General features: G+C 62.4%; 22 protein-coding genes. 11 read left to right on the top strand and 11 right to left on the bottom strand.

Translation table 11 applies throughout. The features are described 5' to 3' along the window. Nucleotides 1-23: 23 nt before the first annotated feature. Entirely contained in the window at nucleotides 24-1,487 is a 1,464-nt protein-coding gene (locus SH602x_RS19590) for a DUF1501 domain-containing protein (protein ID WP_479473914.1), read from the top strand. A gap of 13 nt (nucleotides 1,488-1,500) precedes the next feature. On the opposite strand, the gene SH602x_RS19585 is transcribed toward SH602x_RS19590, so the two are convergent. The 4 genes from SH602x_RS19585 to ispD form a co-directional block, all read right to left on the bottom strand. Further along, on the bottom strand, nucleotides 1,501-2,502 hold the full coding sequence (locus SH602x_RS19585) for a bestrophin family protein (RefSeq protein WP_479473913.1): 1,002 nt from the start codon (nucleotides 2,500-2,502) through the stop codon (nucleotides 1,501-1,503). Nucleotides 2,503-2,558: 56 nt separating this feature from the next. Then, entirely contained in the window at nucleotides 2,559-4,247 is a 1,689-nt protein-coding gene (locus SH602x_RS19580; RefSeq protein WP_479473912.1) for an amidase, read from the bottom strand. A gap of 25 nt (nucleotides 4,248-4,272) precedes the next feature. Continuing rightward, nucleotides 4,273-5,970 carry a tyrosine--tRNA ligase gene (gene tyrS, locus SH602x_RS19575; protein ID WP_479473911.1) on the bottom strand — a complete coding sequence of 566 codons (1,698 nt, stop codon included), beginning with the start codon at nucleotides 5,968-5,970 and terminating at the stop codon, nucleotides 4,273-4,275. 409 nt (nucleotides 5,971-6,379) lie between these two features. Then, complete coding sequence (gene ispD, locus SH602x_RS19570) at nucleotides 6,380-7,135, bottom strand: 2-C-methyl-D-erythritol 4-phosphate cytidylyltransferase (protein ID WP_479473910.1); 756 nt, start codon at nucleotides 7,133-7,135, stop codon at nucleotides 6,380-6,382. A gap of 266 nt (nucleotides 7,136-7,401) precedes the next feature. Here ispD and SH602x_RS19565 point away from each other — a divergent pair, with 266 nt between their 5' ends. The 8 genes from SH602x_RS19565 (at nucleotide 7,402) to SH602x_RS19530 (ending at nucleotide 15,866) form a co-directional block, all read left to right on the top strand. Further along, nucleotides 7,402-7,707, top strand: a complete 306-nt coding sequence (locus tag SH602x_RS19565; protein WP_479473909.1) for a hypothetical protein — start codon at nucleotides 7,402-7,404, stop codon at nucleotides 7,705-7,707. Between the two features lie 330 nt (nucleotides 7,708-8,037). Continuing rightward, the gene (gene dnaE / locus SH602x_RS19560) at nucleotides 8,038-11,628 is read left to right on the top strand and encodes a DNA polymerase III subunit alpha (RefSeq protein WP_479473908.1); all 3,591 of its coding nucleotides are present in this window, start codon (nucleotides 8,038-8,040) and stop codon (nucleotides 11,626-11,628) included. A 70-nt stretch (nucleotides 11,629-11,698) separates the two neighbouring features. Beyond that, the gene (locus SH602x_RS19555; RefSeq protein ID WP_479473907.1) at nucleotides 11,699-12,004 is read left to right on the top strand and encodes a hypothetical protein; all 306 of its coding nucleotides are present in this window, start codon (nucleotides 11,699-11,701) and stop codon (nucleotides 12,002-12,004) included. A 115-nt stretch (nucleotides 12,005-12,119) separates the two neighbouring features. Continuing rightward, nucleotides 12,120-12,524, top strand: coding sequence for a ribonuclease E inhibitor RraB (locus SH602x_RS19550; RefSeq protein ID WP_479473906.1), 405 nt, complete (start codon nucleotides 12,120-12,122; stop codon nucleotides 12,522-12,524). A gap of 471 nt (nucleotides 12,525-12,995) precedes the next feature. Continuing rightward, nucleotides 12,996-13,487, top strand: a complete 492-nt coding sequence (locus SH602x_RS19545) for a hypothetical protein (protein WP_479473905.1) — start codon at nucleotides 12,996-12,998, stop codon at nucleotides 13,485-13,487. After that, complete coding sequence (locus SH602x_RS19540) at nucleotides 13,484-14,362, top strand: hypothetical protein (RefSeq protein WP_479473904.1); 879 nt, start codon at nucleotides 13,484-13,486, stop codon at nucleotides 14,360-14,362. Before SH602x_RS19545 ends, SH602x_RS19540 begins: the two co-directional genes overlap by 4 nt. Before the next feature lie 9 nt (nucleotides 14,363-14,371). Further along, complete coding sequence (locus SH602x_RS19535) at nucleotides 14,372-14,836, top strand: hypothetical protein (RefSeq protein ID WP_479473903.1); 465 nt, start codon at nucleotides 14,372-14,374, stop codon at nucleotides 14,834-14,836. Nucleotides 14,837-14,963: 127 nt separating this feature from the next. Then, nucleotides 14,964-15,866 (top strand): alpha/beta hydrolase, encoded by a 903-nt coding sequence (locus SH602x_RS19530; RefSeq protein ID WP_479473902.1) that lies wholly within the window; start codon nucleotides 14,964-14,966, stop codon nucleotides 15,864-15,866. A 161-nt stretch (nucleotides 15,867-16,027) separates the two neighbouring features. On the opposite strand, the gene SH602x_RS19525 is transcribed toward SH602x_RS19530, so the two are convergent. After that, a complete protein-coding gene (locus SH602x_RS19525; protein WP_479473901.1) occupies nucleotides 16,028-16,384 on the bottom strand; it encodes a hypothetical protein in 357 nt (118 codons plus the stop codon). Between the two features lie 281 nt (nucleotides 16,385-16,665). Here SH602x_RS19525 and SH602x_RS19520 point away from each other — a divergent pair, with 281 nt between their 5' ends. Then, nucleotides 16,666-16,851, top strand: coding sequence for a hypothetical protein (locus tag SH602x_RS19520; protein ID WP_479473900.1), 186 nt, complete (start codon nucleotides 16,666-16,668; stop codon nucleotides 16,849-16,851). A gap of 43 nt (nucleotides 16,852-16,894) precedes the next feature. On the opposite strand, the gene SH602x_RS19515 is transcribed toward SH602x_RS19520, so the two are convergent. The 6 genes from SH602x_RS19515 to SH602x_RS19490 all read right to left on the bottom strand — a co-directional run bounded on the left by SH602x_RS19515 (nucleotide 16,895) and on the right by SH602x_RS19490 (nucleotide 22,962). Further along, the gene (locus tag SH602x_RS19515) at nucleotides 16,895-18,148 is read right to left on the bottom strand and encodes a DUF4190 domain-containing protein (protein WP_479473899.1); all 1,254 of its coding nucleotides are present in this window, start codon (nucleotides 18,146-18,148) and stop codon (nucleotides 16,895-16,897) included. 140 nt (nucleotides 18,149-18,288) lie between these two features. Next, nucleotides 18,289-19,002 (bottom strand): TylF/MycF/NovP-related O-methyltransferase, encoded by a 714-nt coding sequence (locus SH602x_RS19510; protein ID WP_479473898.1) that lies wholly within the window; start codon nucleotides 19,000-19,002, stop codon nucleotides 18,289-18,291. A gap of 293 nt (nucleotides 19,003-19,295) precedes the next feature. Then, nucleotides 19,296-20,321, bottom strand: coding sequence for an alpha/beta hydrolase-fold protein (locus tag SH602x_RS19505; protein WP_479473897.1), 1,026 nt, complete (start codon nucleotides 20,319-20,321; stop codon nucleotides 19,296-19,298). A 69-nt stretch (nucleotides 20,322-20,390) separates the two neighbouring features. Next, complete coding sequence (locus SH602x_RS19500; protein ID WP_479473896.1) at nucleotides 20,391-21,398, bottom strand: amidohydrolase family protein; 1,008 nt, start codon at nucleotides 21,396-21,398, stop codon at nucleotides 20,391-20,393. A gap of 196 nt (nucleotides 21,399-21,594) precedes the next feature. Beyond that, nucleotides 21,595-21,996: a carboxypeptidase-like regulatory domain-containing protein gene (locus tag SH602x_RS19495; RefSeq protein WP_479473895.1), complete on the bottom strand. Its 402-nt coding sequence runs from the start codon at nucleotides 21,994-21,996 to the stop codon at nucleotides 21,595-21,597. Between the two features lie 15 nt (nucleotides 21,997-22,011). Further along, nucleotides 22,012-22,962: a DUF1559 family PulG-like putative transporter gene (locus SH602x_RS19490; protein ID WP_479473894.1), complete on the bottom strand. Its 951-nt coding sequence runs from the start codon at nucleotides 22,960-22,962 to the stop codon at nucleotides 22,012-22,014. A gap of 628 nt (nucleotides 22,963-23,590) precedes the next feature. Between SH602x_RS19490 and SH602x_RS19485 the strand changes: the two genes are divergently transcribed. Then, complete coding sequence (locus SH602x_RS19485) at nucleotides 23,591-24,871, top strand: MFS transporter (protein WP_479473893.1); 1,281 nt, start codon at nucleotides 23,591-23,593, stop codon at nucleotides 24,869-24,871.

The following is a 24,871-nucleotide window of genomic DNA, read 5'->3' as shown; positions in this document are numbered from 1 at the left end:
GACGAACGCCTGAGAAATACGCCATGCACGAATTCGATACGCCCTGCAGCAGTTCGCCGATCGTCACCCGGCGCGATATGCTCCGCCGCAGCGGCGTGGGCCTGGGGATGCTGGGGCTCGCGACGCTTCTGGGGGACGAGGCGCTTCGCGATGCGCGGGGTTCGGAGACGCAGGCGAGCTATCTCAATCCGCTTTCTCCGAAGCAGCCCCACTTCCAGGCGAAAGCGAAGCACGTCATTCATATCTTCTGCAACGGCGGTCCGTCGCAGGTTGATACGTTCGACCCGAAGCCGGCGTTGGAGAAGTACGTCGGCAAGACGCTGCCGATGGAGAACCTCAAGACCGAGCGCCCCACCGGCGCCGCCCTCCCCTCGCCGTTCAAGTTCCAGAAGTACGGCCAGTCGGGCATCGAAGTCAGCGAACTTTTTTCGCAGACGGCGCGGCACATCGACGACATGGCGATCATTCGCTCCATGCGGGCGGATGTCCCCAATCACGAGCCGTCGCTGCTGCTGATGAACTGCGGCGAGTCGCGACTGGTTCGCCCCAGCTTCGGATCGTGGCTCACCTACGGCCTCGGCACGGAGAATCAAAATCTGCCGGGCTTCGTCGCCATGTGCCCAGGCGGCTACCCCATCGTCTCGGGTCAGAACTGGCAGTCGGCCTTTCTTCCCGGCATCTACCAGGGGACGTACGTCGATTCGCAGAAGCGGAAGATCGACGAACTGATCGAGAACGTCCGCAACGAACGGCTCGATCCCGAGAAGCAACGCCGGCAACTCGACCTCGCCCAGGCGTTGAATAAGGCGCACCACGAAGCCCGGCCCGGCGACGGCGCGCTCGAAGCGCGGATCCAGTCGTTCGAGCTCGCCTATGGGATGCAGTCCGAAGCCCGCGACGCTTTCGACATCGAACAGGAATCCGAAGAGACGCGGAAGCGGTACGGCGACAGCGTTCAGGGGCGTCAGCTATTGATCGCCAAACGGCTCGTCGAGCGGGGCGTTCGCTTCGTGCAGGTCTGGCATGGCGAAGGTCAGCCGTGGGATAACCATGACGATCTGGAGGTCAACCACCGTCGACTGGCCCAGCAGACCGATTCCGGCATCGCGGCACTGATGGACGACCTCAAGAATCTGGGCCTGTTCGACGAGACGCTGATCCTGTGGGGGGGCGAATTCGGTCGCACCCCGGTGGTCGAACTACCCCAGGCCGGTTCGAACGCCGGCAAGATCAACGGTCGCGACCACAACCATTGGGGCTTCACCTGCTGGCTCGCCGGCGGCGGCGTGAAGGGAGGCACGGTGCATGGAGCGACCGACGAGTTCGGCTTCAAGGCGACCGAGAATCCAGTGCATGTCCACGACCTGCACGCGACGATGTTGCACCTGCTGGGCTTCGATCACACGAAGCTCACCTACCGCTACGCCGGTCGCGACTTCCGCCTGACCGACGTGCACGGCAGCGTGGTGAAAGAGGTCATCGCGTAGCGACGATTTCGCCTCACCAGATCATGTCGTCCACCGGCTGCAGCGGGGGCGGGATGTCGGGTTCGTCGAGCGACTGAAGCAGGTTGATCTCGATCGTGCGGCTGATGTGCGACAGCGGCAGATCGTTCGGTTCGGTGCCGAACGGGTCTTCCAGTTCGTCGCCGATGCTGTCCAGCCCGAGAAAGACGTAGGCCAGGAACGCCGTCACCAGTGGCGTCATCCACCCCGTCTTCGCCACGATGCCGAACGGCAGGAAGTAGCAGTAAAGCGCGACGATCGTGTGCGTCAGTTGACCGTACGTGAACGGCAGCGGCGTCGCCTTGATCCGCTCGCATCCTCCCTGCACATCGGTCGCCTGGGCGAGCGTTCGTTCGAGTTCCTGGAAGCGGATCACGTCGATCCGGCCCGCCTGGAACTCCGTCTTCAGTCGCATTCCGATGAACTGCAGGATGCGAATCGGCGGGTTGCGCTGCGAGCGAAGTTCTTCGACCTCCGCCGGGTCGAGCCACCGCGCCAGTTCGTCGATCGACGATTCGTGACGCAGGTGATGCCGCAGCGAATGGACGTAGCCGATCATGGCGTAGATCAGACGCCGGTGCATCTTCTCGACCGGCTCCAGCGGCGTATCGCCTTCGATCAGATCGCGACGATCGACGGGCTCCGAGATCATCGTCAGGACCTGCCGCGAGAAGGTGCGGCTCAGGTTCACCAGTTGGCCCCACAGACGGCGACCTTCCCAGAAGCGCTGGTAACTTTCGTTGTTGCGGAAGCCGAGGAAGATGCCGAGCGCGAAGCCGACCATCGTGAAAGGCAGTTCCGAGAGCGTGAACAGCACGACGACCGCGGTGTAACCTTCGACGATGTGCGTCCCCTGCGGCTGCAGATCCCAGTCGAAGAAGGTGACGACGCTCGCTGCGACGAAGACGGAGAGGAGCCGCTTCCAGATCTTCCGCAGGACGTTGCCCTTCCACGTGAAGATCTGCTTGATCCAGGTCAGGCGACGCTTGACGATCATCGGCGCGTGAGATTCCTTCAGGAAACGTCGATACAGAGCCCGGGGTGCAGTCACGCTCAGGGTAGTTCGAGCAGCTTATCCAGAGGCGGACGCTCGCGATGGACGGTCGTCGCCTGCTGGTAGGCGACCGCCGCCGCGAGCAGCGTCTCTTCGCCGAACCAGGGTCCGGTAAGAACGAGCGTCGGCGGAGCCTGCCCCGCCTCGCGCTTTCCGCCCGCGGCGGGGAATACGACGCTGGGGTGCCCCGACAGGTTCGAATGGACCAGGTCGTCGTCGGCGACGTACAGATCGACCGCGTCGAACAGGGCCTGCATCTGCTGCATGAGCTTCGTTCGCAGCCGCTGCGCGTGAACGTAATCGACGGCCGGCACGAAGCGCGCCCGGCGGAAGGTCGCGGGCCAGGCGCCGAGTCCCTCGGTGACGCCTTCGCGCGTCGGCTGCTCGAAGGAAGCGGCTGCCTCGACTTCGAGGATCGTCGTCATCGCCGACAGCGGCAGGTCCATGGGAAGCGAGATCGGAACGAACGTCGCGCCCAGGTCGAGCAGCGGACGCAGGTCTTCGCGCTCCTCCGGCTGCTTCGCGCCCTCGCGAAAGCCGATCCGCATTCGCGACAGATCCGATCGCTCCGGCGGCCAGCGAAAGGCCTTCGTCACCGCGGAGGGGTCGCACCCGTCGGCGCCATGAATCGCGGCGAAGATGACCGCACAGTCATCGGCATCGCGCGCGATGGGGCCGAGCTTGTCCATCGTCCAGGAAAGCGGCATGCAGCCATGCCGGCTCACGCGACCGAACGTCGGACGAAGTCCCGTCGCGCCGCAGCGCCTGCACGGGGAGACGATGCTGCCGAGGGTTTCGCTGCCGATGGCGAACGGGACGAGGCCTGCGACGACGGCAGCGGCGCTGCCGGCGGACGATCCGCTGGAGCCCTGCTCCGCGTTCCACGGGTTCCGCGTCTGACCTCCGTACCAGCGGTCCCCCAGCGCCAGCGCGCCGAGCGTCAGCTTCGCCACGAGGACCGCGCCCGCTTCTTCCAGACGCTCCGCGACGGTCGCGTACTCGGTCAGCGTCTGTTCGCGATAGTGCCCCGCGCCCCACGTCGTCCTTGCGCCCGGCACGGCCATCAGATCCTTCGCGCCCCACGGAATGCCGTGCAGCGGTCCGCGATCGAGCCCCTCCGCCATTTCGCGATCCGCACGTTCCGCCTGAGCGAGCGCGGCGACCTCCAGAAGCGTGATCACGCAGAGAAGCGCCGGGTCGTACTGCTTGAGCCGGGCGATCGACAGCTTCGTCAGCTCGACCGACGTCGTCTCCTTGCGACGCAGCATCCCGGCAAGTTCGCGAACGGAAAGAAACGCCAGGTCTTCATCGCTAGCTGGCCGTGCGATCTCCCCCTTCGTGGCCCAGCCGGTCGGTCGGAAGGGGGGTTCGACGTCGGGCGGCGTTCCCTGCGGCAGCGTTCGAAGCTGAAACGCCGGCGGCGTGGAGTAATCGACCGAGACTTCGTGCAGTTTCCGGGTCGTGCTCGCGACCTGAGCGAGCGCCTGGACGATCTCCTCGCGCTGCGGATCGGTCAGTTCGAGATCGGCGACCCACTCCGCCTGCCGCACGCCGTCCAGCGTGATCGCGACGCCCTCGCCTGCCTGCTGGGCGAGCGCCCGTTGGAGCGCGAGACTCCCGACGCCCAGTCCGGCGAGGATCTTGAGCGCGTCGCGACGCGAAGCGAGGCGGTCGATCGGACGCGTCATCGTTTACTTCCGGGACGGGATCGCCTCAACCGACGAACTTCAGCAGGCCGTACTTGTTCTTCCCCTTGCGGAGCACGATGACCGAGCCGCCGACCAGGTCGCTCGCCGTCAACGATCGATCGATGCCGTCCGCCCGGCGGTTATTGACGTAGACGCCTCCCTGCTCGATTGACCGCCTGGCTTCGCCGTTGCTCTTGGCGAGTCCGACAAGGACCATGCCTTCCACTAAGGAGAAGCTTTCCCGCAGTCGGTACCGAGGAAATGACATGCTTGGGATGTCAGGGAATATTGAGAGCAACTCGCTCTCGGAGACGTCGTGAATTTCTCCACCGAAGAGGATCGCAGTCGCTCGCTCTGCCAAATGAAGTCCTTTTTCCCCATGAACAAGCCGCGTGAGTTCTTCCGCAAGGCGTCGTTGCGATTGTCTTGACTGTGGATGTTCTAGGCGAAGGAGGTCAAGCACTTCGATTTCGTCTCGTGAGACCTCGGTGAGAAATCGCAGAAGCCTGCTCACATCATCGTCGGTCGTGCTCAGCCAGTACTGATAGAACGCATATGGACTCATCTTCTCGCTGGACAGCCAGACTCGCTCGCCTGTCGACGTCTTTCCTACCTTTTGGCCGCTCGAATCCAGAAGAAGTGGACATGTCAGCGCGTATGCACCCAGTCCGTGCATTCGCCGAAGCAGCTCCGTCCCGGCGGTGATATTGCCCCATTGATCACTTCCGCCAACTTGCAGCTTGCAGTCATACTCTTCATGTAAGTGGACGAAGTCGTATGCTTGCAGAAGCATGTAGCTGAACTCGGTATAGCTAATGCCGGTATCACCCTCTAGCCGACTTCGCACAGAGTCCTTCGAGACCATGAAGTTTACCGGGAAGTGTTTGCCGACTTCTCTCAAGAACCTGAGATACGTGAAATCCTTCATCCACGTGTTGTTGTTCAGCACGAGTGCTGACGAACGCCCCTCGAAGTCGAGGAAGCGACGAAGTTGCGATTCTATCGAGGAAATGTTCTGCTCAAGCGACCATTCCGAAAGAAGCGTGCGTTCGGTGCTTCGCCCGCTTGGGTCGCCGATCATTCCCGTAGCACCGCCGATCAGGGCAATTGGGCGGTGGCCGGCCTTCTGAAAACGTCGTAGCATCAACAGCGGCATCAGGTTGCCCACATGCAGGCTATCGGCTGTGGGATCGAATCCGGCATAGAGCGTTCTAATGCCCTTGTTCAGCCAACTCTGTAAGTGGTGCTCGTGAGTCGACTGATGGATCAGGCCGCGCCACTTCAAGTCATCGATGATGTCGAAACTCGGCTTGTTCTCGTTTGCACCGTGGAAATTGATGTATTCGGCAGTGTCCGCAATTTTCTCACGCTCATGGCGCGAGAGCATCTCGCTGTGGAGCACGAGATTAAGCGGAAGCCGACCGGGACGAGCGGCCTTCGTCGGAATGCATGTCAGCGCGAGTGCCAGATAGAACGGCCGTCCGGCCGCCGTGTCCGCGTCTTCAATGAAGTAGTCGAGGAATATAAGAGCGTCAGGGCGGCCTGTTTCCGTCTCCGAGTCGAGAGTCTCATCTACGTGTGGCCACTTTGCTCCGCGCAGCGAATCCGCGATCTGTTCGTAGCGACCATGATGCAGTTTGACGACGAACCTCAGGTCACGTCCGCCAATGTGGCGTCGATCAATTTTTTCGCCGAATGGCTGGTCCTTCAGGACGTCTAGCAATGCACGCCCCAGCCTCTGACGCCTTGCTACGCGAAGACCGTATCTAAAAAAGATCTTTCGAGTGTGGTCCTGAGCAGGGACGCTCCCGATCAAGCGTAGTGGGTTCCTGAGACCCGAGATGACAGCTTGGTCGGAGCTTGTTGCGCAGTGCTGCAAATATGACTGTCGTGCTGCATCCGTGAGAAGAATTGGAAACCTCCCGCGTTCCTGATATGATTTCAGGGCATCTTGCGGTTCGGCGAATTTGGGGACGGACTCACGACTCACAGCGATTTGCCACGTTCCAAGGAAGTTACCAGGGAGGGTGAGTTGCTGGCGTGAAGATTGGGGATCGCTGCTGGTCATGACTATTGCTGCTGTCTTCTCAGGTCCGGTTGGATCTTCGGTTTCGGTGGTGCGACGCAGTCACTTAGGGGCTGTTGTCGTCTTTGAACGGATGAAACGCGCGGCGTTTGTTCCGGGCCTGCACCTTCTGGACGATCGCCTCGGCCAGTATCAGATCGTCCTGCGTGGTGATTTTCAGGTTGAGATCGGAACCCCGCGCTAGCGCAACAGGTTTCCCAAGGCGTTCCAGCCACTGCGCATCGTCCGTGACACGCTCGTGTCCGTGCCGGTTCAGCGCTTCCTCGTACCAGTCTCGCCGAAAGACCTGCGGCGTCTGGGCCAGCCACATGTCATCGCGAGGCACGGTCGAGGCGATCGTGGGAACCGTATAGCCCGGCGTCCGGTTCGCCCGCTTGAGCGTGCTGGTCGAAGGGACGGCCGCGATCGCGGCCCCGGTCGAGAACGCAGCCTGAAAGGTCCGATCGATCGTGGCAGAGTCGACGCACGGCCGGGCCGCGTCGTGTATGGCCACGAAATCAAGATCGGCAGGAAGCGTCGTCAGGCCGCTTCTTACCGAATCCGATCGCTCGGCGCCGCCGATCGCGACAGAGACCCCTTTCATCGCCAATTGTCCGCCGAACTTCTCCAGAAAGTATTCCCGGTCGTCCTGCGCAATGACGATCGTCACGTCGACGACCTCCGGCCGGTCCAGAAACCGCTCGGCCGCATGCAGCCAAACAGCCTTTCCGGCCAGCAGCGCAAAGGGCTTCTTCGGTCCGGAGCCGCCGAAACGGGCGCTCCGACCGGCAGCGGGCAGGATGACGCCGACGCGAGGCGACACGAGCGACGATCGGTACGAGGAAAGGGAAGTCGATGCTTACGAAGCGATTATAGCGGCGTTCGGAGCATTCTTCGGCGGGAGAGCGCCCGCGGCGCCGGCGCTTTCGTCTGAATCGGCTCATGGCGGACCGTTCGCCCGCAGCGGCGGGAAAAGATTCGTCTAGTTCGGTTTCGCCGCCGCTCGATATAGTCAGCATGGAGCGGCGCCGTCACGGAGGCGGAGGCTCGCCTTCAGAAACCTGCCCTCAGATCCGGCCGCGCGACAGGATGTCGAATCTCGATTCGCTGATGCCGCTCGCCCAGGCGAACGAAAGTTCGATCAGCTACCAGAACTGGCTGATTTTCGGCGGTTTCGTCATCACGGTGCTGACAATGCTCGTCGTGCAGGGGGGGCTCTACCTGGCCCACCGCGCGAACTGGTGGCAGTCGGACGCGCCGGAGCATTGGCCCGAATCGGAACGTCCGCTCCCGCCTCTGACCCTGGTCGAGACGGAAGACCTGCACCAGGCGCCGGAGCCCGAACCCGATCGGCTAGCGCCGCGCGAGCGGATCATCCGCCGGCGATCCGCCTGATTCGCTGGACGAGGAACGGGCACGCGCCAGCGTCGCTAGCGCCCGCGGTCCGAGCGGGTGCTCGCATCGGCAGGTCCGAAAATGTAAGCCATTGCACACGGTGGACTTGCGGCAGTTCGCCAGATCGCTTTGGCGTCATCCGTCTCGCTCCCCTAGAATGACAGCGCCGGGTGACATCGTCCGGAAGGGCGGCGGCAGTCGCGTTCCTCCGCTGCCCGCCCGATCTTGCCAGACCCTGACGGTACGACTCCGGCAGGGTTTCCGGCGAGCGACGAACTCGTCGCGCCGCCCTGTTTCAGGAAGCTCCTACGAAGGATTCGGTCGCCGCCGATGAACGAACGGAAATTCGTCCATCTTCATTGCCACTCGCACTACAGCCTGCTCGACGGCGCGAGTCCGATTCCGAAGCTCGTGAAGCGGGCGAAGGAGCGGGGGATGAACGCCCTCGCCATCACCGATCACGGCAATCTCCACGGCGCTTTGCAGTTTTATAAGTCCTGCAAGGACGAAGGCATTAACCCGATCATCGGGTATGAGGCTTATATCGCACCGGGGAGCCGGTTCGACAAGTCGAACGCCGGCAGCTCGAAAGAGGCCAGCTATCACCTCACCCTGCTGGCGCAGAACCGCGTCGGCTTTCGTAATCTGGTGAAGCTGGCCTCGCATGCGTCGCTGGAGGGATTCTATTACAAGCCGCGGATCGATAAGGAACTGCTCGAGGCGCATAGCGAAGGCATCATCTGCCTGTCGGGCTGCGTTTCCAGCGAGTTCAGCACGTCGCTGCTGCGCGGTCACGGGGGCGAAAAGGAACTGAAGGACGCCGTCAACGTCGCCGGATGGTTTCGCAAGATCTTCGGCGAACGCTACTTCGTCGAGGTGATGAACAACGGCGTCGAGATCCAGCGGATCGCGATGGAAGGCGCCGTCGACGTCGCCCAGAAACTCGGCTTGCCGCTGGTCGCCACCAGCGACTGCCACTACGTCGACAAGGAAGACGCCCAGACGCAGGACGTCCTGCTCTGTATCAACACGGGCAAGTTCCGGACTGACACGAACCGCATGAAGATGGACGGGTCGGAGTTTTACCTCCGCTCGCCCGAGGACATGTACGCCAAGTTCGTCGGCCTGGAACATGCCGTCGCCCGCAGTCAGGAGATCGCGGACTCCGTCCACATCGATCTGGAACTCGGCAAGCGTTACTTCCCCGCCTACCCGATCCCCAAGGAGGCGACGGCGGAGGACTATCTGCGCGAGCTGTGCGAGCAGGGGCTGAAGGAACGCTACGCCGGCGACGAGGAGATGCTGCCCGGCGGAGAACTGTCGCAGGTCGTGCGCGACCGGCTCGATCGCGAACTCCTCTGCATCTCGAAGCTGGGCTTCTCGAACTACTTCCTGATCGTCTGGGACTTCGTGCGCGAAGCCCGCGAACAGGGAATCCCGGCGACGGCCAGAGGGAGCGGCGTCGGCGCGATCGTCTGCTACGCGCTCTACCTGAGTCACGTCTGCCCGATCCGGTACGACCTGCTGTTCGAGCGGTTCCTCGACGAGAACCGCAAGGAAGCGCCCGATATCGACATCGACTTCTGCAAGGAGCTGCGCGGAAACATCATCCGCTACGTCAAGCAGAAGTACGGCGAGGAGAACGTCGCGCAGATCGGCACCTTCGGCACGCTCGCCGCACGGGCTGCGATCAAGGACGTCGGTCGCGCGCTCGGCATCCCGCTCGTGCGCGTGAACGAGGTCACGGCGATGGTGCCCGAGACGCTCGGCATCTCGCTCGAGAAGGCGCTGGAGGTTTCGGAGGATCTCAAGGCCGCCTACGAGGGCGACCGCGATATCAAGGAACTGCTCGACTTCGCGAAGAAGATCGAGGGCCTCGCCCGCAACGTCGGCACGCATGCCGCGGCAGTCGTGATCGCCGACAAGCCGCTGACGGAGTACGTCCCGCTCGCCCGGGTTTCCGGCAAGGACGACATCATCACCCAGTGGTCGATGAACGACGTCGAGGCGGCCGGCCTGCTGAAGATGGACTTCCTCGGCCTGCGGAATCTCACGATTCTGCGCAAGGTCGTCGACCTGATCGAGAAATCGACGGGCGAGCGGATCGATCCGCTCAAGTTCCCGCTCGACGATCTGGAAACCTTCGCCCTGCTGCAGCGCGGCGAAACGAAGGGGGTCTTCCAGCTCGAATCGGGAGGCATTCGCGACCTGCTGCAGAAGATGAAGCCCGACCACTTCCGGGACATCATCGCCACCAACGCGCTCTATCGCCCCGGTCCGCTCGAAGGGGGCATGGTCGACGAGTACGTCGCGGTCAAGCGCGGTCGCAAGGAGGCCTCGTACAAACACGAGATCCTGAAGGAAGTCCTGGAAGAGACCAACGGGGTCATGGTCTACCAGGAGCAGGTTATGCGGATTCTGAACCGCCTGGGTCAGATTCCGCTCTCCTCCGCGTACACCTGCATCAAGGCGATCAGCAAAAAGAAGCAGTCGCTGATCGATCAGAATTACGATCAGTACATGAAGGGCGCCGTCGCCCAGGGACTGACGAAGCAGGAGGCCCAGGAATTCTGGGACATGATCGTCAAGTTCGCCGGCTACGGCTTCAACAAGAGCCACTCGACCGCCTACGCGTTGATCGCGTACCAGACGGCCTACCTCAAGGCTCACTGGCCGGTCGAGTTCATGGCCGCCCTGCTCTCCTCCGACATTCCGGGCCGCAACTTCAAGCGGAAGGACGCGCTGGTCGAGCATCTGGAAGACTGCCAGCGGATGGGGATCGAAGTCGTTCCTCCCGACGTGAACCGCAGCCATGTCGAGTTCGACGTCGAAGAAGGCAAGATCCTGTTCGCGCTCTCCGCGGTGAAGGGCTGCGGCGGTTCCGCGGCGGAGGCGATCGTCCGCGAACGAACGAAGGAGGGCCGTTTCAAGGATCTGTTCGAATTCTGCGAGCGGATCGAATCGAGCGAGTGCAATCGGGCCGCGCTCGAAACGCTGGTCTGCGCCGGCGCGTTCGACTCCCTCGGCGCCCGGCGTTCGCAACTGGAGGCGGCGCTCGATAAGGCCCTGCAGGCCGGGGCGTCCAAGCTGGCCGACAAGAAGGCGGGGCAGAAGAGCCTCTTCGGCGACGACGCCGACGACGGGCCCGAGGTCTCGACGACGCTGCAGGATATTCCGGAGTGGGTCGAGAAGGACAAGCTGGCCAAGGAGAAGGAGGTTCTCGGCTTCTACCTGACCAGCCATCCGCTGCATGAGTACAAGCGGAAGCTGGCCCAGTACGTCACGCACACCACGACCACCATCGACAACGTCCCCGACCGGCAGGAAATCATCCTGGGGGGGATGATCGGCGCGGTGAAGCTGGCCCACACCAAGAATCCCAAGCCCGATCAGCCGTCGAAGTACGCCAACTTCGACCTGGAAGACTGGGACGGCGCGATCCGCTGCATCCAGTGGCCGCGGGACTACGCCAAGTACGGCGAACAGATCGTCAACGAAGCGGTCGTGATCGTCCGCGGCGTGCTCGACCGCCGGGGCGGCGACGAGGCGAACCTGATCGCCAACGAGATCCTGACGCTGGAACAGGCCGAGGCGAAGTTCACCTCCGGCGTGCGGATCCTCGTCGAGGAGAGCGCCCACTCGCCGGAGATCTTCGCCCGGATTCGCGAGGTCCTCCGCACCTATCCGGGCCGCCGGGAGGTGCAGTTGATCGTGCAGCTCGCTGACGGTCCCCGCGTCGCGATCCGCTCGGGCGGTCTGTCCGTCGACCTCGCGCCGGAACTGCGTCAGCGAATCGACGACCTGCTCGGCCCCGGACGCTTCTCCCTGATCGCGTCGGCGCCGACGGTCAGCAAGTCTCCGCAACAAAAGTGGGGAAACAAGAACGGCGCCGGTCAGCAGGGCAGGAAGCAACCGGCGTAGGTATAATAGCTAGTAGAGACTCCAGTAGCGGCAGCCCTTCCGGGCCTCATTTGCGAGAGGATGCGTTGACATGGCTAGGTTTACCACGCGCGTGCAACTGAGCGGCGAACCTGATGGGGAAGAGTATAAGATTCTGCATCTGGAGATGAAGAAGCGAGGGTTTTCGAGGATCATTCTCGCGGCAAATGGCAAGCATTTCTGGTTGCCGCACGCAGAGTATAATAAGGAGGGCGCATACACGCTGCTTCAGGTTCGCGATTCGGCAACAGCGGCTGCTTCGGTAGTGACCAAGGACTATCAGATACTGGTCACAGAGGGCAAACGCAGATGGTTTAATCTCAAACCGGCGACACCTGGAGATGCAGCAGAGTATTAGCATCGCTTGAGAAGGCGACGATCGGTTCGTTTCGCCGCCTGCCCCTCGTACTATGAGACGATGCTATCTAGACGATTCCCTCTTTCGCGGCGCCTCGCACACAGACGGACGGACGATGACGGAATACCCGGAGGACGCGGACGGCGCGCTGCTCGCCGAACTGGAGGCTCAGGGCATCGATATGACCCAGCCGCTGCTGATCGAGTTCGCGGTGGCGGCTCCTGACGAAGCCGCGGCGACCGCCATCAGCGAAGCCCTCGCCGGAGCTGGCTACGAGTCGGAAATCGACTACGACGACGGCGAACCGCTGGAAGGCGAAGCGGATGACGAAGGCCCCAGCGACCCCGACGACGAAGAAGAGTTCGGCCCCTCCTGGACCGTCTACGCTCTCGTCGAACTGGTCCCCGACTACGACGAGATCCTCCGCATTCAGGAAGAACTCGACACTCTCGCCGACCCCCTCGGCGGCGCCGCCGACGGCTGGGGCGTGATGCTCGAAGGGCCGGAAGAGGAGGAGTAGATTGCTTCCGTCGCAGCTTTCGATCGCGCCTAACGGCGCACCACGATCCAGCACCGCTGTTCGCAAGTCTACTCGCCTCGGCGCGGCCGTGGGCGAAGCGCACGACGCAAGCGAGACCAGAAACGCTGAGCGGGGCGGCCGCCAGCGCGAACCACGCCCGACGGGCGACCTTTACAAGCAACCAAGCAGTAATCAGAATACCGTTAAGGACTTTTTACGGCGGATTTCTTAATGCATACGCCTGGAAATACGGTTTCTCAGTCGCAGTTAATCGCGGATGGGCTATCTGGAATGGAGATGATCCACATATGTCGTCTCGATCGCGATTCGCTAAGGGAGGTCTTAAGTTCCGAGCTTCTGGGTATTTCAAAACCTAGGTCCCATCGTACCGTTGAGGCAGAGAAGTCGTTGGGGGTAGAGCCGTCAGTTTACTATTACTTGGGTAGGTCCTATCCAGGATATGTGGGCCAAGTGGCTTGTTGCCTTTCTCTTGCCGAAGTGGTCGGTAGCCCCGACGCTTACGTTACTCCCTTCGATACGGGCGGGCTGCATTTTGGCAAGCTAGAACTTCGTTGGAACAAGTACTCTCCAGACGAACGCCAGTATTTGGCGGCACATACGGCACCTGCGTCTCAGGCGCTGACATATTTGCAAGGCATGATCGAGACGTACTTCGGCTCCGTAGCTCAGTACTGGGACCGTCCAGTGAATGAACTGGACGGATTCCTCGCAGCCACTGGCTCCGATTGGCGGAACTGGACCTTTGAGGTTCGGGCGCGCTTTGAAAGCATGGTATCCTCTGCATTTTGGGTGTTCGACCATGAGTCGCACTCTCATTATGTCGACATGATTGCAGCCGGCGAGGTTTCCGCGTTGCCATTCGACAGATGGGCTTTAAGTGACAATGTTTCTGAGTACGCCGTTGATCGGGTTCGTGCGAAGGTGTTAGGAGGAATTGCATGAATGTGAACGAGAAGATTCTCGTTTTGGGTATGAATGGTTCCTTGACTCTTGAGATGGGTTGGGGGCTGCCGATAGTCTCTGCGGGCGAGCATATCGCAAAAGTCGGAGTGGAGGCGGAGGGGGGGGGGCGTATTATGGAGGCGGACGATATCCTTGATTACGCCGAACAAGGATTGCTGACAATCGCTGAATCCCCAGTGGAATTTTCGGTCGTCCCTCCTTCTCGGAAGGTAGGCGACGCAGTCTCTTCGCATCTTTTGCCGAGCGCTGTTTATGTACTGTATTTTAAGGAATCGCTCCTGGATCGCCTTGGCGTCAATGTTCACAGCGTGAACCCAGTGCCGCATGGGGTGCGGAAGATAGATTTCACTTCAGCGGGCGCCTCTGCCTTCGTATGTTGCCGCGAGTCGTTAGTCTGTATTTTGGAGGATGTGGCACTTTGTATAAACGATGCCGCCGTGCAAGCATTTTCGCGGGTCGACTGGGCGGGAAGTCGCCGGTCTGCCGCAGTTGATCGGGCACTGGAGCTAAGTACTTTGCTGCTGAACGTTGCCGTTACTCGCCCCATGGCTGTTCGAGCGATCTCTATGAGAGGAGCAATTCTTGCATGGGGCGCCGACGCTGCAAACGTGCCGCAGTGGCTTGACGCTGTTCTGACACGGTTTGGCATACGGCGAGAAGAACAGTCCATTTGGGATCAGCGGTTTAAGGCCGTCGTCACTGCGGCCATGTCGAATGAATATTTCCGCCTCGTGTTTCGCGACCGAATCCGAGAAGAGGCAATTCGCATAGCCTTAGCTCGGCGCACTAGAGGATATTCTCGGGGCCCGTCAAATCCCTATGGATCGTCTAAACCCGATCCTCGCAAATCATAAGGGAAAGCCGTGGACGAAATGAAGCGAGCCTTGTCTCGCATGCGACGGTCGCTCAAGAAACTGGAGGCCATGACGGATCGACGTTCGCTCGGCCGCAGTGCGCTTGATGAGGCTCGATTCCCCGTTTCGTTGGAGATCCTACGGGAATGCTATGCGCGATTTTTAGAGAAGGACGCATTCCAGCCGGGGGATGTCGTCGAATGGAAGGAAGGACTCAAGAACCGCGTCACCCCAGACTATGGAGAGCCGGGAATCGTGGTTGATGTGCTGAGTGAGCCGATCCAAGATGAAGAAACTTCCTCGGGAAGTCCATATTTTCGCGAGGCACTTGATATTACAATCGCCGTCATCGAACCGACAACCGGTGACATGCTCGTGTTTCACGTGGATTCCCGGCGCTTTCGGAAGTTTGCACAAAAGGAGTCTGGAGGGTGGCCCGGTACGACCTTATTCGGTAGTGGATCCTTCGGGTAATGTCAGGCGTATGCCGCTGCTTGGGAGGGTCCAAGGCGGTGTTAATAGATGTGGACTTCTCATGTGGCTCGGTAATCTGCAAACATACGCCGGTTATCGTGCGCCTTTAGTAGGCCGCCCGGTCATTATGCGCGGAGCTGATGGCGATCTGCGTCAGGTCCTTCTAGTTCTCTCGCTGCTGCTGTTCGGAGTTTTGTCTCATAGTGTCGATGGTGGTGAACATTTTCGATCCGGCATTGGCTACAAGGAACAGCCTGCTACCGACTATGAGCGCGAGCGGTGCAAGCTCGATCTGTACGTGCCGGACGTGGCGCTGGCGGGGAAGAACGTCGAGAAGGCGTTCCCGACGATCGTCTGGTTTCATGGCGGGGCGTTGCAGGGCGGAGATAAGGGGGGCGGCATCGAGGCGGGGGCGGGCAAGCGGTTCGCGGAAATGGGCGTCGGCTTCGCCAGCGTGAACTATCGCCTGAGTCCGAAGGTCACCTTTCCCGCGTACATCGAGGACGCCGCGGCGGCGGTCGCTTTCGTCCGGAAGACGATCAAAGAGCAGGGCGGCGATCCGAAGCGGGTGTACGTCTCCGGCCACTCGGCAGGCGGGTATCTGACGGCCATGCTGGCCATGGATCCGCAGTACCTGGGCGCCCACGATCTGCAGCCGACGGACGTCGCAGGCTACATGCCGGTCGCGGGGCAGATGATCACGCACTCGACGGTGCGCGAGGAACGGGGCGTTTCGGAGTTCCAGCCGATCGTCGACGCCGCGTCGCCCGCGTTTCATGCCAGGAGGGACGCTCCCCGGCTGCTCTGCATCGTCGGCAGTCAGGATCTGCCGGCCCGGGCGGAGGAGAATCGCTGGTTCGTCGCGGCGATGAAGAACGCGGGGCATCAGGACGCGATCTACGCCGAGTTCGAGGGCCGCACTCACGACACGATCGCCAGCCTGCTCGACGAACCGGGCGACGCCGTCGCGGCGAAGATGCTGGGCTTCATGGGCGTCAAGCGGCGGGTCGCCGAGCCGGCGGGTCGCTGAAGGCGTCAGCCTTCGATGTCGGCCCAGGCGTAGTAGACCGCCTGGTAGGCCTTCGCCGAGGCGGCCGACCACACCGTCGAACCGCTTTCGACGTAGGCGTTCCAGGCGTAGAGGTGAGCGTAGTAATCGTGCAGCGCCTGCTGATACCGCAGTTCGTTGTACTAGGCGTACGCCTCCTCGCGATCGATGCCGCCGAACGGTCCGCTGTACGACCAGGCGACGACCGTACCTGCCGAGCGGCCGTAGGCGGCGGCGTACGTCGCGTAGGCTGCCGCATAACCGCCGTCGACGCCCGGGCTCTGCGACTGGGCCGTTCCGCAGAGACGCTCCGCCCCTCGGGCGAAACGATTCGCGTAGCGACCGAGCGGGCGCTTCTCCCAGCCGACGGAAATGATGATCGACGGAGTCGCCTGCATCGCTTCGGCGGCGCCTTCTTCGGCGCGAAGCTTCGTCATCTGGCTCAGGCCCAGCAGCCCGACAGCGATTCCTGCCAACGTGAGGTGGAACGTCCGTCGCATGGCGTCGTCATTCGCGGATGCCGTGACTGCCGTAAGAATGGCGGAGTACGAGAAGGGCAACCTAGACGCATCGAAGTTCGCTTGCAAGATCCCGGGCGGCTCCGACCCTGTTCGAAGTCTTCGCCCGGTTGCAGCGGTCTTCCTCGCACTGCGACGAACTGCCGCGCGGGTCGCGTGAAACCGCGACATCGACGAAACTCATCCAAGAAGACGCGGCGTCGGTAGTGAGCTCTCCCCTCGAGACGGCGCCCCATCGGACTCGCGAAAGGATCGGCAGGAACGTGAAGCGCTTCGCGGCGATGATGAAGAGCGTCGGCTGGCTCTGGGCGCTGATCTTCCTGGTCGCCCTGGTCATGGGCTTCCTCGTGACGTGGATCTATTTCCTGATCCTGCCCGGGCTGATCCTGGCGATGGTCTATTTCACGATCATGCGATTCGACGACGAAGGGAATCGCAAGGATACGTAAGGCGCCAGGGAGCCACAGAGTCAGTCACCCAGCCTACGTGCGGTCAGGGAGCCAGCGACTGCTCGATCGTTTCGTCGTTGAGGTCGTCGTCAGTGTCGAGCATGCCGTCGGGACCGGGCGAGACGATCAGGTAGAGCTCGTCGGTCCGGCGATAGACGAGAGAATTGCCCCACTCGTCTTTCAGATGGGCAATCATCGCAGTTCCGGCTTCGTTCGACGGGTATCCGTTCAGACTCTCGTCTTCGATGATCCCGATGGCTTCGTAAATCGCGTCCTTGGTCGAGGCGGGCGAGGTCGGCGCCGCCGGATCCGTCATTTCCAGATCCGACATGGCAGGATCGATCGGTTCCGCTTCGGCAGGCTCTGGCTTCGGAATCTCGCCCGTCCATTCGTAGCCGTTGTAGGTGAGGTCGTCGGGCGTATCGAGCGCGCCGTCGGGACCAGGCGAGATGACGAGGTAACCGTCGCCGCCGTCGACCTGGCGGTAGACGATGGGGCGCCCCCACTCGTCGGAGAAGCCGGCGACCAGCGACTGCCCTTCGCCGTCGGCAGGATAAAGATCAGAGTCGGACTCGTACCAGGTTTCGTCGATCGCTTCGGAAGCCAGGGCCATCGCCTGCTGAGTCGGGCTGTTCGGGTCCGCGTCGCCGTAGACGCCTGGCGGGACGTACTCGTAGGCGTAGAAATCTTCGTCATCCTCGTTGTCGAGAATGCCGTCAGGCCCGGAGCTGACCAGAATGTATTCCTCGCCGTCGAGGCGATAGACGATCTGATTGTTCCAGCCGTCGGTGGTTCCCTGGACGAGGCTGGTTCCCTCCGCTTCGTTGGGATAGGCGCCGGTCGACTCATGATGCGCCTCGATGCTCGACGCCGCCTGTTGGAAGGCCGATTCGGTGGCGGCGTAGGGCGCCATCGCCGCGATCGCGGCGCCGCCGGCGGCCATCGCGCCGAAGATCAGACCGTAGAAGGCCATGACGAAGCAAAGCATGACGAGTTGCAGCGTCGCGGTCACGATGCCCAGAACGAGGCCGGCCGTGGCCATCCCCTTGGGCTCCTTCTTCATCCCGAGGAAGCCGAGGATGATCGCCGCGATCGATAGCGGGCAGCCCATCACCAGGCTAAGCAGACCGCAGATCATCGCGATCATGCCGAGCGGATTGTCGCCGCCGGAATTCTGCGGCGCCGGATAGCTTCCGCCCGGAGCTTGTCCGTACGGATTCGGAACCTGCTGCGGCGCGGAACCTGGCGAAGGGCCGCTCTGCTGCGGGAACTGGGACGGATACTGGGGCTTGTCCATCGCTAACGTCCCTGTGCCGTCGGTCTCGCGAACGCCGTGCGGACCGTTCGTGGAAGAATCGCTTCGTCGATCGATGAAGCCCGATTGTCGGCTGCGCGACCGGTCTCGATCAAGCGCCGGAGCCGCGGTTCAGCGAACGATCACGCCGCCGAAGCGCAGCTCGGCAGCTTCACCACCATGCACTGCGTCGAGGGAAGCTCGATGACCGACTCCGGCTTGTCGGCGAAGAACTCGTCGAAGGCCTGTTCCACCCCGGCCAGCAGGCCGTAGTCGTGAGAGGCGATGACGCCGCCCGGCAGCATGCGCGGATAGAAGTATTCCAAGCAGGCCTTCGTCCCCTCGTACAAGTCGACGTCGAAGTGGGCGAACGAGTACATCTGTTCCGGAACGTCCTTCGCGGAATCGGGGAAGATGCCTTTGAAGTAATGGACGTTCGAGTAGCCGTCGAGGTACTGCTGCACGTTCTCCAGGCTGCAGGCGTACTGGCCCACGCTGTGGACGCTGCGGTCTTCCGCGGACGACTCAGGCAGGCCTTCGTACGTGTCGAACAGGTAGAGCGTGCGGTCGCCCTTCACTTCGCACATGAGCTTCGCGGAGGCTCCGCGATAGACCCCGACCTCGGCGATGACGCCCTCGCGCTTCGCCGCCGCGCGGGCCAGGGAGTAGATCATGTACTGCTCCCACGTGCTGAGCAGCGAGCGCTTGTCCTTACGGATATCGCGCAGCAACTGGACCGCTTGCGGATCCTTCCGGGCGGCGAGTCCCCAGATCTGCACCGTGGACCAGAGCCACAGACCGAAGCGTTCGGAGCGTCCGCCGCCCATTTTCTGGAGCGACTGATTCTTGAGCCACATGCGTAAGTCTTCGGAAAAAGAGGACCCCAGCGGACTCTCTGGCTCAGCGTCAGCGGACGCTAAGGACGCGAAGACTTCATGTCGGTTGAGTTAACGCTCTGCCGAGGGGGCGATCGAGAGGTTACGAGGTTTTTCCTTGGACAGCAACCCGTCCATCGCAATGCACGGATGAATGACGCTCTTTCCCCGGCTTACTTACCAGGGAACGCCTGTTCCAGGAACTCCGGCAGAAACGCGCGCCACAGGCCCCATTCGTGGCCTCCCGGCGATTCGCGGTAGACGTGCGTCACGCCCTATTCTTTCAGTTGCGCGACGAACTTTCGGTTGCGATCGAGCAGGAAGTCGCTCTCGCCGATCGGGATCCAAAGCAGTTTCAGGCGGTTGGCGGCAGGTTCCCGACCTTTCAACGTGGGGAAGGCGGCGATCAACGCTTCGCCTTCCATTTCCGGCGCCGCGGCGCTGAAGGCCGCGACGGCGGAGAACTCTTCGGGATGCGAAAGGCCGATCGAGAGAGCGTGCCCGCCTCCCATCGAAAGTCCGGCGACGGCGCGGTCGGCGGAGTCCTCGCTGACGCGCAAGCGTTCTTCCAGAAACGGCAGAAGGTCGTTCGTCACGTCGTCGCGAAACAGGGAGTCGTTGCGCTGCCAGTACTCGCCTCGCCGCGCGTCGGCCGACACGGGGACCGGATGCCCGAAGGGCATGGCGATGATCGTCGGTTCGATCTTCCCGGCGGCGATCAGGTTGTCCGCGATCAGATGAGCGCGGCCGACCTCCGTCCAGGCGGTCTCGTCGTCGCCGAAGCCATGCAGCAGCAGAAGCAGCGGGTAGGTTCGCTCCGCCGTCGGGTCGTACCCGGGCGGCAGATAGATCGCGACGGGCCGATCGCCGCCGACGGACTTGGACGGATAGACCGCGTGGACGACGACGCCGTGAGAAACGTCTTGCCGTTCGGTCAACGCAGGCGGACTCGCCGGAATCTCCACCAGACTGGCGAGCGTGCGCCACTTCTTCACCCAGCGGTTCGACGGGTCGATCATCCGCGTGCCGTCGACCTGGAACGCGTAATCGTGGATCCCGGGCGCCAGATTCTCGACAGTCGCCTCCCAGACGTTGCCGTCGGTTTTCTTCAACGACCGGTTCTGGCCTCCGACGCTGACGATCGCCTGTTTCGCGTTCTCGCCGAGTTGGACGCGGAAGACGACCGCGCCGTCAGCGCTTACTTCCGGAGAGACGACCTGCGCGATAGCCGTCGTGCCGGAAAGGCTGAGCGAGATCAGACAACTCGCGAAAGCGATCAAGGTCGTTCGGCGATTCTGCATGCGGGATGACTTTCCCCTTCGAAACAACGGATCACCAGGGTTCGTAGCTCGGCCCCGATGCAACGCGGATTACGCCGGCTTGCGGCCTTCGCGGTCGAGCCACTTGTAGACGCGTCTGGCGTTCTCGCTGCAGAACTTCCGCGTCGCGGCTTCGCCCTTGTCCTGGGCATAAGTCAGCGAGATCCGCTGGGTCGTGAAGTAGTCGGCAGCGACTTCGCAGACTGGCCAGTTGCTGCCGTAGATGACCCGATCGTCGCCGAAGGCGTTCCAGACGACATCGATGTAGGGTCGATAAAAGTCGGGATCGCTCGGCGCGGGCTTGCCCCCCTGCCCTGCTCCCTCGACCAGACCGGAGATTTTGCAACTGACGTTCGGTCGCTCCGCCGCGGCGCGGATATTCTCCGCCCACTCGCGCGGCGGCTCGTTCGCGTCGATCCGCACGTTGCCGATATGGTTGATCGCGATGCGCAGATCCGGGACTCGCTTCGCCAGTTCCGCGACGACGGCCGGCATTTCCGTTCCGCCGTTGACGTCGACGCAGAGGTCGGCTTCCGCGAGTCGACGATAGTCGTCCAGTTCGCTCCGGTCGAGCGACGCCTGCAGCGGTTCCACGAGCACGCGAATGCCGCGGTAGAGCGGGTTCGCCGCGAACCGTCGCAGTTGCTCCGCGAAGCCCTTCTCGCCCGGGTAGAGTCGTCCGACGATGCCTACGAGAAAGGGATCGTCCTTCGCCAGATCGAGCAGCCAGGCGTTGTCCTCGATCCAGGCGCTCGCCTCGACGACGACCGTTCCTGTAAGCGGGCGGAACTGCTTCTGTTCCCGAAGGTGTCGCGGATAGACCGGACGATAAAGCGGCGAATCGGCAGGCGGCCAGGGTACGCCTTCCTTCCGCGTCGGATCGTAGAAGTGCGTGTGGCAGTCGATGACTTCGAGCGCGGCGAACTCGGGCGAAGCGTCGTCCGACGCCTGTGGCTCGGCCTCCGGCGGCTCCACAGCCAGCGAAGGCCTCGAGAGTTCGGGAATCGAGGCGCCGATCCCGGCAGCGACGCTGCCGGCGAGGAAGGTTCTGCGCTGCATGTCGCCGTTCCGGGGAGAGGAGCGGGCCGGTCATCGGTCGCATGTCGTGACGAGGCGACGGACCAGGCCATCCGGCGATTGTAATCCCGGTCGGATCGCGAACGTGCGATCGATGATCGCCGGATGCAAAAACGAAGAGAGCGACGTCACCCAGGCGACGTCGCTCTCGGTTGATTGCGTCGAGTCATCGCTTCGATCAGGGAATCGAGACGTCGTACTTGGTCTCGCCCTCGACGACTTCGACCTTGAGCGGCGTCGTGTGGGAAGCGCCGTATTCTCCCGGAACTCCGGGCGGCATTCCCGGGACTGCGATTTCGCCGGGCGGCGGAGGAACCTTCTCGACGACGACTGCATACGACCCGGGCGGAAGTCCGATCGGCGTGACGTAGGCGCCCGTGTCGTCGATGCGACAGTTCGTTCCGCGGCCCAGGGCCGGCGAAAAGATCGTGACCATCGCGTTCGTGAGCGGCTTGCCTTTGACCGTAACGGACCCTGCCACCGTACCGGTGGGAGCGATGCCCGAATCGCATCCGCCGACCGCGACGAGGGTCAGCGTCGCCGCGCAAAAGAGCGCGAGGCTACTAAGTTTCTGGTTCATTCGACTGGACCTCGCTTACGGAAGCTGAACGGCGAGGCCGTCGTTACGAATGGCGAGCGCCTTGTACGTTTCAAGGTCGACCGTGTCCGGGATGAACCGAACCGAAGCGTCTCCGATGGCGCACTGAATCCCGCCCGAGTGGTTCGAGGCCAGAACGGCGGAGTTCAGATAGACGAGCTGGCACTGCCACATTTCGATGCAGTCCCCGTTGGGGGGAAGCCACACCGGCGTCATGCCGGAGCCGATGCCGTTCTGAGCCAGCGCGCGGTCCGCGTTATCGGGTCCGTGCCAGCCGCCGTGATAGCCGGAGATGCCGTCGATCTTGGCCGTCGCTCCGTTCGCCGGAAACTTGACCAGCGCCGACTGCTCTCCGATGAGCAGCGTATTGGACGTTCCGTCGGTCAGGCTCGCGAACTTGGTGACCTGGTTCCCCAGAATCGGGCCGTTCGTGCAGCTCCAGCCGTAGAACTGCCGGCAGGAGGCCGTGGGGTTGACCGTCGGAACGGCGCCGCCGATGGCGAAGTAGTGCGATCGCTGATAGCGATTCGTATCGTAGATGGGGCCGTCGTCGAGCGGATTGACGTCGCTCGACGGGCAGACGTGCGTTCCGATCACGAGATTTCGCAGGACGAGCGTGTTGTTGTCCGTGCTGTTCCCGCGAAAGAAGTCCGTCGTCCCGAAGAACAGATTGTCGTAGACGGTCGTCTGCTCCATGTAGGGCAGGATGGCGATCCGCCAGTTGTGCCGGTTGAGATAGCCGAGCGGAAAGGCCTTGTTCGTGTCGTGATAGTTGTGCATCGCCAGCGAGAGCTGCTTCAGATTGTTGCCGCAGCTCATGCGGTTGGCGGCTTCGCGGGCAGCCTGAACGGCTGGGAGAAGCAGAGCGACGAGCACGCCGATGATCGCGATGACGACCAGCAACTCGACCAGGGTGAAGGCTCGGCGAGCCGGAAAACGGGAACGCATCCAGAGACCTCAAGCAGGTGGGCGGAACGGGCGGGAGCGCGGGGGTAGGGAGCCCGGAAATCCATTAGCGTCTTCGGGCCCTGTCAGACTCAGTTAAGTCCGAACCGCACGCGCTGGCTCCGGCGGGTGCAAGTCACGGACCAGAATGAAGTCACGGCTTTCATCCCGATTGCCAGCGAAATTCTTTTATGAAACACAACTCCTCCGAGATCAAAGAATTCCGCGGCATCCTCTTCATCATTCCTTAAGGGAAAGGAAAGTCATTTTGCTGGGATAAAATTTTTGATTAGTGGAATCGGACCATCCCTTACGAGTTCGTCGTGCTGCACTCCTCCGCGATCGGCGCTCAATGATCAGGCGCCGATTTGCGACTGGAGTGAATGGGAGTTCCGCCATAGTTGCGGCCGCGGGGCGACGCGAACCTTCAGGGTCCGACCTCCTCTTGGAAAGCAGGCGGCCGTCCGCGAGGATGAAAGCTTTAGGGGAAACTCTCTGCCACGCTCTGGAAGCAGAAGTTCGAAGGAACGCCATGTCGGCAAGCGTCGCAGAGATCGAGACGACTGAGCGTGAAGTGCTAATCGACGCGCGCACCGAAGCCGCGGTAAGGCGTTCGGAGCCAGCTCCGCCCGTGCGTCGGTCGTTCTTTTACGGCTGGGTGATGCTGCCCCTGGCGATGCTGGCGCTGGTCGCCAGTTCTCCCGGCCAGACGTTCGGCGTCTCGATCTTCAATGAGCCGATGCGGGAGTCGCTCTCGCTGTCGCACAGCCAGTTCGCTGCGGCGTATATGCTCGGGACGGCGCTCGCGGCGCTTCCGATCTGGTGGTTCGGGGCGCTGATGGATCGCCACGGACTGCGGCGGATGCTGCTCGTCGCGGTGACCGCCTTCAGCCTGGCGTGCGTCCTGACGGCTGGAGTCCAGAACTGGCTCACGCTGCTCGGCGCCTTTTTCTGTCTCCGGGCGCTCGGACCAGGCGCGCTGGCATTTCTCTCCAGCAACACCCTCTCTTACTGGTTCGAGAAGCGGCTGGGACTCGTCGAGGCGTTTCGCACCCTCGGAATGGCCGGCGCGACGTGCGTCATTCCGCAACTCAATCTCTCGCTGGAGCGCTCCTGGGGCTGGCGAGGCGCGTTCGCGATTCTCGGAATCTCGATCTGGGTTCTCCTGTTTCCGACGATCTTCGCCTTCTTTCGCAATCGACCGCGCGACGTCGGACAGCGCGTCGACGGCGAACCGGCGTCGGCTCCTTCCTCGGAAAAGGGCTCGAAGCCGCAGGAAGTCGACTCGCTGATCGGTCTGACGCTGGGCCAGACGGTTCGCACGTATTCGTTCTGGATCGTGACGCTCGGGACCACGCTCTTCGCGCTGATTCACACCGCGATCTTCTTCGCGCTGGTGCCGATCCTGAAGGAGCGGGGGCTCGGCGAGAGCGACGCGACGTCGATGATGCTCACGTTCGCTCTCGGTTCCGTCGTGTTCCAACTGTTGGGCGGGGCGCTGACCGATCGTTTTCACGCTCCTTCGCTGCTGTTCGTCGGCATCAGTCTGCTGTCGATCGGCGTCGCCGTTCTGACCTGGTCCGGCGAGTCGACGACCGTCAGAATCGCGGGGGCCCTGCTCGGCGCCTCGCAGGGATTGTTCTTCGGAGCGTCGCAGCCCCTCTGGGCACGCTATTTCGGACGCCTGCACCTGGGGAAGATCCGCGGCCTGCTGATGACCTTGATGGTCGGCACGTCGAGTCTCGGTCCGCTCGCCGCGGGGCTGGCGAAAGACTGGCTGGGGAGCTTCGACGCGGCGATGATCGCCTTCGTCGCGGCGCCGATTCCGATCGCGATCCTGTCGCTGGCGGTCGCCGTGCCTCGCGAATACGCGACGATTCGCAATGCGCTGGCCAGCGTCGACGGCGACTGA

This window comes from Lignipirellula cremea, assembly GCF_056501455.1.
This window is presented reverse-complemented; position numbering and strand designations above follow the sequence as displayed.

Excerpts from the sequence above, each read along its gene's own strand:
- SH602x_RS19565 (WP_479473909.1), top strand. The coding sequence starts at position 7,402 with ATGTCGAATCTCGATTCGCTGATGCCGCTCGCCCAGGCGAACGAAAGT.
- SH602x_RS19500 (WP_479473896.1), bottom strand. The coding sequence starts at position 21,398 with ATGCAGCGCAGAACCTTCCTCGCCGGCAGCGTCGCTGCCGGGATCGGC.
- SH602x_RS19585 (WP_479473913.1), bottom strand. The coding sequence starts at position 2,502 with ATGATCGTCAAGCGTCGCCTGACCTGGATCAAGCAGATCTTCACGTGG.
- dnaE (WP_479473908.1), top strand. The coding sequence starts at position 8,038 with ATGAACGAACGGAAATTCGTCCATCTTCATTGCCACTCGCACTACAGC.
- SH602x_RS19495 (WP_479473895.1), bottom strand. The coding sequence starts at position 21,996 with ATGAACCAGAAACTTAGTAGCCTCGCGCTCTTTTGCGCGGCGACGCTG.
- SH602x_RS19555 (WP_479473907.1), top strand. The coding sequence starts at position 11,699 with ATGGCTAGGTTTACCACGCGCGTGCAACTGAGCGGCGAACCTGATGGG.
- SH602x_RS19515 (WP_479473899.1), bottom strand. The coding sequence starts at position 18,148 with ATGGACAAGCCCCAGTATCCGTCCCAGTTCCCGCAGCAGAGCGGCCCT.
- SH602x_RS19490 (WP_479473894.1), bottom strand. The coding sequence starts at position 22,962 with ATGCGTTCCCGTTTTCCGGCTCGCCGAGCCTTCACCCTGGTCGAGTTG.
- SH602x_RS19505 (WP_479473897.1), bottom strand. The coding sequence starts at position 20,321 with ATGCAGAATCGCCGAACGACCTTGATCGCTTTCGCGAGTTGTCTGATC.
- SH602x_RS19550 (WP_479473906.1), top strand. The coding sequence starts at position 12,120 with ATGACGGAATACCCGGAGGACGCGGACGGCGCGCTGCTCGCCGAACTG.
- SH602x_RS19510 (WP_479473898.1), bottom strand. The coding sequence starts at position 19,002 with ATGTGGCTCAAGAATCAGTCGCTCCAGAAAATGGGCGGCGGACGCTCC.
- SH602x_RS19540 (WP_479473904.1), top strand. The coding sequence starts at position 13,484 with ATGAATGTGAACGAGAAGATTCTCGTTTTGGGTATGAATGGTTCCTTG.
- SH602x_RS19590 (WP_479473914.1), top strand. The coding sequence starts at position 24 with ATGCACGAATTCGATACGCCCTGCAGCAGTTCGCCGATCGTCACCCGG.
- SH602x_RS19530 (WP_479473902.1), top strand. The coding sequence starts at position 14,964 with ATGCGCGGAGCTGATGGCGATCTGCGTCAGGTCCTTCTAGTTCTCTCG.
- SH602x_RS19580 (WP_479473912.1), bottom strand. The coding sequence starts at position 4,247 with ATGACGCGTCCGATCGACCGCCTCGCTTCGCGTCGCGACGCGCTCAAG.
- SH602x_RS19525 (WP_479473901.1), bottom strand. The coding sequence starts at position 16,384 with ATGCGACGGACGTTCCACCTCACGTTGGCAGGAATCGCTGTCGGGCTG.